Origin of the sequence: Trinickia sp. (assembly GCF_051953405.1) — a bacterium.
Taxonomy (GTDB): domain Bacteria; phylum Pseudomonadota; class Gammaproteobacteria; order Burkholderiales; family Burkholderiaceae; genus Trinickia.
On the sequence record NZ_JBQCIV010000002.1, the window covers coordinates 39,089 to 45,458 of the forward strand.

Below are 6,370 nucleotides of genomic sequence, written 5' to 3' on the forward strand. Positions count from 1 at the left end.
CGCAAAGCGTATACCTTCCCGTGGTGGGAAGGTATACGCTTTTGGTCACATAGTCCGCATGACCGGAGCAATCGCATGAATATCGGGGAAGCAGCCCAAGAATCGGGTGTGACGGCGAAAATGATTCGCTACTACGAAAGCGTCGACCTCCTGGCGCCAAAGGGGCGCACCGATGCCGGGTACCGCGTATACGGCCGGCAAGAGGTGCATACGCTGCGCTTTATTCGTCAGGCAAGGCATCTGGGTTTCTCGATCGACGACATTCGCAGGCTGTTGGCGCTTTGGCAGGATCGCTCGCGCGCTAGTGCCGAAGTAAAGACGATCGCGCTCCAACACGTGGCCGACCTGGAGCGCCGCATTGCCGAACTGTCGGAAATGCGCGACACGCTGACTCACCTGGCCGACCATTGTCACGGCGATGGGCGCCCGGACTGCCCGATTTTAGAAGGGCTGGCTAGCGCGGACTCACGCGACGAGGCCCCGCCAAGCCACTGCCGACAAGGGTGAGCGAGTTTTCCCGGGCGCGCACTTCCATGGTGCATTCGTGTCGATCTGATGACATGCTTGCACCATTCCAAATCGGAATGCACATCATTCGAGCATTTCACTCGCTTTTCGACGCAAGCTCTCTATAATCCGGGTTAACCCTTTTACGGGAAATCCCTGATGCGCGATCCGCTGGGGAAGCGACCCGACCCTTGGAGAACATCATGTTTGCGTACATCCTCGAAAAGCTCAGCAACTGGTTCGAATCGGCCGAACGTAACCGCCGCGAAGCGTATCTCGCGTCGTCGTCGGACATCGTCGACCTGGAGCGCCGCCTGCGTTCGCTCGAGGCACACGGCTACTCGATCTGAGCCGCACGCCAGCCGTGGGCTTCGATGCGGGCCGGCGACTGGCGCGAAAATCGCCGCCGCGCTAAGGTGTGATCATTCGCCAGGCGCCGCCGCGCATTTTCACGGATTGTTCCCATGAGCTATTACGCATCGTTTCGCTTGCGCATCTTCGTACGCGCGGCGGCCTATCTGGCGCTCATGGGCGCGGCGTCCCACGCGCTGGCGGACGGACAACCGCTGATACTCGATAGCCGAGGCGGCATTCAAGACGGCCAAAGCGGCGTGGTGCTCGATACTCAAACGGGTATCCACGATGGCCGTAGCGGCGTGGTGCTGCAAAACGCACCGCTGTCGCGAGCACCGATGGTCCCGGCCCAGCAACTGCCTACGCTCCAACCGCCGGATGCCGCGGACGGGCAGCCGCCGATCGTCGTTGCACCCTATATCGCCTTGCCCGGCGCCAACGGAGCCGCGCCCGCGGCCGGACCCGGCTATCGGATGTCGCGGGGAAGCCGGCAGTAGTCGTTCATCCGGGTGGCGGCCGCTATGGCCGTTGCCGCGGACATCGCTGGCATCGCCGGCATCGCTCATCGCTCACATCGGCGGATGCAATTCACCTAGGCGTCTTCTCGATCCGCCGCTCGGCCGGAGTCTGGCGGCGCTCTGCATCGGTCAAGCGATGCGCGACTCGAGCGTAAATTGCGCGGTTTCGTCTTGGCCCAGTGCATCGACGAGATAGGGCAGCGTTTCCTTCAACGCGCTAGCGAGCGTGTAAGGCGGGTTCAGAATGAACATCCCGCTGCCGTATAGCCCGAAGCCGTCGGACGGCGGCCGGCTGACCGTCAAGGTGGCGTGCAGCCAATTGGTGGCCTGCAACCGCTTCAATTGCTCAGGAAACCGCTGCGATTCGGCACGCGTGACTTGCGGATACCAGACCGCGTAGACACCCGTCGCAAAGCGCTTGAGGCTCTCTTCGAGGCAGGTGATCGTGCGCGCGTAGTCGCGCTTGTCCTCGAACGAGGGATCGACGAGTACGAGCGCCCGGCGCGGCGGTGGGGGCAGTAAAGCCTTGATCCCATCGAAGCCGTCTCCCGCGTAGAGCATCGCCCGCCGTCCCGCATCGCGAAAGTTATGCCGTAGCACGTCGATCTCGGTGGAGTGCAACTCGAACAGCCGCATCCGATCCTGGTCGCGCATGAGGCGCCAAGCGAGATACGGCGAGCCGGGGTAATAGTGCAATTGCCCGTCCGCATTGAGCGCGCCGACTTGCTCGACGTAATCTTCCAAGGCGGCGGGCAGGTCGGTACGCTTCCACAGCTTGGCGATGCCCGTTTCGAACTCCGCTGTCTTCGTCGCGTAGCCTTCGGCCAGCGAGTACACGCCTGCACCGGCGTGCGTGTCGATGTACCAATAGGCCTTGTCCTTTTGACTCAGGTAGCGCAACAACTGCACGACGACAGTGTGCTTGAGGACATCGGCGTGGTTGCCTGCATGAAAGGCGTGGCGGTAGCTGAGCATAAGGACGAGGAACGGTTCAGGGCCCAAGTGAGACGGAAGCCGTGTTGCACACGCGGCGCTTCGGGCGGCGGCACCAGGCGGCCCGGTTCGAGCTTGCTTGCGCTCGAACGGGGCGCGTATTGTACGGCAAGGTACGGCAAGCAGGACGGCGGCCATACGGCCTACGGTTCAATGGGAGCGGCGCTGCGCGCATCCCCATCGGGATCATTGCGCCACGTCGTCGACGATCTCCTCGATTCTTTGCTGGATCTCCGGCGTGATTCGCGTCGCCACCTGAGCCGCCTGCATGTTCTGAGCGATCTGTTCGACTCGCGACGCGCCGGTAATGACGGTGCTGACGTGCGGATTCTTGAGCACCCAGGCGATCGCCAGTTGGCCGACGCCGCAGTTCAGCTCCTGCGCGATCGCTTCGAGCTGGGCCACGCGACGATTCTTGTCGGCGTCGGTCAGTTGCGTGCGCAACCAATCGTAGCCTTGCAACTGCGCGCGGCTGCCCTCGGGTACGCCGCTTCGATACTTCCCGGTGAGCAGCCCGGAGGCGAGCGGGCTCCAGGTGGTCAAGCCGAGGCCGATGTCTTCGTAAAGACGCTTGTATTCCTGCTCGACGCGCTTGCGGCAAAAAAGATTGTACTGGGGCTGCTCCATCACGGGCTTGTGCAGATGATGGCGTTCGGCGATTTCATAGGCGGCGCGAATTTCGTCCGCGCTCCATTCCGACGTGCCCCAATAGAGCGCCTTGCCGCGCGCGATCATGTCGCTCATCGCCCACACCGTCTCTTCGAGCGGCGTGTTCGGATCGGCCCGGTGGCAAAACACCAGGTCGACGTAATCCAGTTGTAGGCGGGCGAGTGAACCATCGATGGCGTTGTGCAGATATTTGCGGTTGAGCGTGTGGTACTGATTGGGGGCTTCGTGCAAACCCCAATAGAACTTCGTGGAAACCACGTAGCTCACGCGCGGCCAGGCGAGTTCCTTCAGCGCATGGCCCATGATCTCCTCGGCCTTGCCGCCTGCGTAGACTTCGGCATTGTCGAAGAAATTCACGCCCGCGTCGCGCGCCGCCGCGAGCGATTCGCGCGCGGCGCGGCGATCCACCTGATTGCCGTACGTCACCCAAGAACCCAGCGAGAGTTCGCTCACTTGCAGGCCCGAACGGCCGAGTCGCCGGTAATTCATTTGTATGCCTCCTAAGACGGGGTAAGCGCAATCTCGAACAACGAGAGCTTAATCCGATTTGCGGCGAATCGCGCTTGCGCCGGTCGATGGGGCACAATAGCGAAGTCGGTCGCGGCGCGCCATCTCGGCCGAACGGCATATGCAGTTCGGCCAGGTTGTCACGCGCCGTGCGCCATGATGTCATTGTCCACGTACGCTTAAGAGGTGACGAATGTCGTCGTTGAATACGAGTCTGAACGGGAAGGCCGCGGTCGTAACGGGCGCGGCCAGCGGGATCGGCAAGGAAATCGCGCGCACGCTGGCAGCACAAGGCGCATCGGTGGCGATCGCCGATTTGAATTTGGCCGGCGCCCAGGCCGTCGCCGAGGAAATTCGCGCCGAGGGCGGCAAGGCGATCGGGATCGCCATGGACGTCACCAACGAAGAGGCGGTGAACGCGGGGATCGACGAAGTCGCGGCGCAGTTCGGCTCGGTCGACATCCTCGTTTCGAACGCTGGGATCCAGATCGTCAATCCGATCGAAAACTACAGCTTCTCCGATTGGAAGAAGATGCAGGCCATCCATGTCGACGGTGCTTTTCTCACCACGAAGGCCGCGCTCAAGCACATGTACAAGGACGATCGCGGCGGGATCGTCATCTACATGGGCTCGGTGCATTCGCACGAAGCCTCGCCGCTGAAGTCGGCCTACGTCGCCGCCAAGCATGCGCTGCTCGGTCTGTCGCGCGTCCTCGCGAAAGAGGGCGCCGCCCATAATGTGCGCTCGCACGTGGTGTGCCCCGGGTTCGTGCGTACGCCGCTCGTCGACAAGCAGATCCCCGAGCAGGCCAAGGAACTCGGTATCACCGAGCAAGAAGTGATCAAGCGCGTGATGCTCGGCCAGACGGTCGACGGCATTTTCACCACCGTGGAAGACGTCGCCCAAACGGTGCTGTTCCTCAGCACGTTCCCGAGCGCCGCGCTGACGGGGCAGTCGTTCATCGTGTCGCACGGCTGGTGCATGGTCTAAGGAGGCGAGATGGCGGAGCGCAACGCTAGGCGTGTTCGCGCGAGCGCGATAGTGGACGAAACCGGCGGGCAGCACACGGCAAGCCGAACGGCGCGCGCCGCGCCCGCGCTTGCTTTGCCTCCCTATCAAACGGTTGCGCTGGTGCTGCAAGGCGGCGGCGCGCTCGGCGCTTACCAGGCCGGTGTCTACGAGGGCCTGCACGAGGCCGGCATCGTGCCGAACTGGATCGCAGGGATTTCGATCGGCGCGATCAATACGGCGCTGATCGCCGGCAACGCCCCGGAACACCGGGTGGCGAAACTGAAGACCTTCTGGGAGACGGTGTGTCAGCCCGCCTACGGTTTAGCCTTGCCGGCGGCTGTCGAACATGCTTTTTTCGATTCGTCCGCGCCCGTGCGTACTGCCTTTACCACGATGCAGGCGCTCAGCGCGATCGTGGATGGTCAGAAGGGCTTCTTCGTGCCGCGGGTGCCGCCGCCGCTGCCCTTCACGCAAGGCACGCCGGATACCGCCAGTTGGTACGACACGGCACCGCTGAAAGCGACGCTCGAGCGCTTGTGCGATTTTGATCGCATCAATTCGGGCGAGACGCGTGTCTCGGTCGCGGCGGTCAATGTCGGCACCGGCAATTTCGCCTATTTCGATAACCAACATACGAAGCTGCGGGCCGAACATTTCATCGCGTCCGGGTCGCTGCCGCCCGGGTTCGCGGCGACCGAGATCGACGGCGAGTTCTACTGGGACGGCGGGCTCATGTCCAACACGCCGCTTTCGGAAGTCATTCAAGCCACCCCGCGCCGCGACACCCTCGCATTCCAAGTGGATCTGTGGAGCGCGCGCGGCCCCGTGCCGACGAACCTCACGGACGTACAGGGCCGGATGAAGGACATCCAGTACTCGAGCCGCACGCGTCTTGTGACCGATGTCATGCAGCACTCGCAACGTTTCCGGCATGTGCTGCGGGAAGTGCTCTCGCGTGTCGCGCCCGAGCATCGGGACGACCCATGGTGCAAGCTGGCCGAGGAACTATCGTCGTCGCATCGGTACAACGTCTTCCAGCTCGTCTATCGCGACAAGGAATTCGACGGCAACTATAAGGACTATCAATTCGGCTCGTCGACGATGAACGTGCACTGGGGCTGTGGGCTGCGCGACATCCGCGAGAGCTTGGCGCAACCGGGCTGGCTCGACATGCCCGAGAACGACGCGGGATTCGTCACCCACGATATCCATCGCGACCAGCGCTAGAACAATCCGAGGCGGCACAGGCGCATGGCCGGCCTGGCTCGCATGGCGGTGCCGTGGCCAGCGGTGCCATAACGAAAATGGCGCCCTCGAAAGGGCGCCATCCGAATCGCGCATCGTACGGCCGCGCGCGGTGCGCGGCCCGGTGTGCGGCCTTTTACGCGTAGCGCGGCTTCGCTACTACGTCAGCCGTTACTTCAGCACCTGGGCGATGGCGTTCGCCACCGTATCGATGTTGCGCGTGTTGAGCGCGGCTACGCAGATCCGGCCCGTGCTGACGGCGTAAATGCCGAATTCTTCCCGCAGGCGGTCGACTTGAGCGGCGCTCAAGCCCGAGTACGAGAACATGCCGCGCTGCGCATTCACGAAGCTGAAATCGCGCGTGACGCCGGCGCTCTTCAGGCGCTCGACGAGGCCGCCGCGCATTGCCCGAATGCGGTCGCGCATCTCTCCGAGCTCTTGCTCCCACATCGTGCGCAGCGCGGGCGTGCCGAGCACCGTCGCCACGATTGCGCCGCCGTGCGTGGGCGGGTTCGAATAGTTCGTGCGGATCACTCGTTTCACCTGCGACAGCACGCGCGCGCCT

General features: G+C 63.2%; 8 protein-coding genes. 5 read left to right on the forward strand and 3 right to left on the reverse strand.

The window, feature by feature from the left end; genetic code table 11:
- The first annotated feature begins 75 nt into the window (after window positions 1-75).
- The 3 genes from cueR (at window position 76) to ACTHN9_RS00170 (ending at window position 1,358) form a co-directional block, all read left to right on the forward strand.
- Window positions 76-507, forward strand: coding sequence for a Cu(I)-responsive transcriptional regulator (gene cueR, locus ACTHN9_RS00160; protein ID WP_440534721.1), 432 nt, complete (start codon window positions 76-78; stop codon window positions 505-507).
- Window positions 508-710: 203 nt separating this feature from the next.
- Window positions 711-857, forward strand: coding sequence for a DUF3563 family protein (locus ACTHN9_RS00165; protein WP_440534722.1), 147 nt, complete (start codon window positions 711-713; stop codon window positions 855-857).
- Between the two features lie 114 nt (window positions 858-971).
- Entirely contained in the window at window positions 972-1,358 is a 387-nt protein-coding gene (locus tag ACTHN9_RS00170) for a hypothetical protein (RefSeq protein ID WP_440534723.1), read from the forward strand.
- A 150-nt stretch (window positions 1,359-1,508) separates the two neighbouring features.
- Here ACTHN9_RS00170 and ACTHN9_RS00175 read toward each other — a convergent pair whose 3' ends face one another.
- Complete coding sequence (locus ACTHN9_RS00175; RefSeq protein ID WP_440534724.1) at window positions 1,509-2,354, reverse strand: 23S rRNA (adenine(2030)-N(6))-methyltransferase RlmJ; 846 nt, start codon at window positions 2,352-2,354, stop codon at window positions 1,509-1,511.
- 204 nt (window positions 2,355-2,558) lie between these two features.
- A complete protein-coding gene (locus ACTHN9_RS00180) occupies window positions 2,559-3,530 on the reverse strand; it encodes a potassium channel beta subunit family protein (protein WP_440534725.1) in 972 nt (323 codons plus the stop codon).
- Between the two features lie 211 nt (window positions 3,531-3,741).
- Between ACTHN9_RS00180 and ACTHN9_RS00185 the strand changes: the two genes are divergently transcribed.
- Both ACTHN9_RS00185 and ACTHN9_RS00190 read left to right on the forward strand, forming a co-directional pair.
- A complete protein-coding gene (locus tag ACTHN9_RS00185; protein ID WP_440534726.1) occupies window positions 3,742-4,539 on the forward strand; it encodes a 3-hydroxybutyrate dehydrogenase in 798 nt (265 codons plus the stop codon).
- Window positions 4,540-4,548: 9 nt separating this feature from the next.
- Window positions 4,549-5,787 carry a DUF3734 domain-containing protein gene (locus tag ACTHN9_RS00190; protein WP_440534727.1) on the forward strand — a complete coding sequence of 413 codons (1,239 nt, stop codon included), beginning with the start codon at window positions 4,549-4,551 and terminating at the stop codon, window positions 5,785-5,787.
- Between the two features lie 189 nt (window positions 5,788-5,976).
- Here the strand turns inward: ACTHN9_RS00190 and ACTHN9_RS00195 are convergent.
- The coding region (locus tag ACTHN9_RS00195; protein ID WP_440534728.1) for an aminotransferase class I/II-fold pyridoxal phosphate-dependent enzyme at window positions 5,977-6,370 on the reverse strand (394 nt) is incomplete at its 5' end.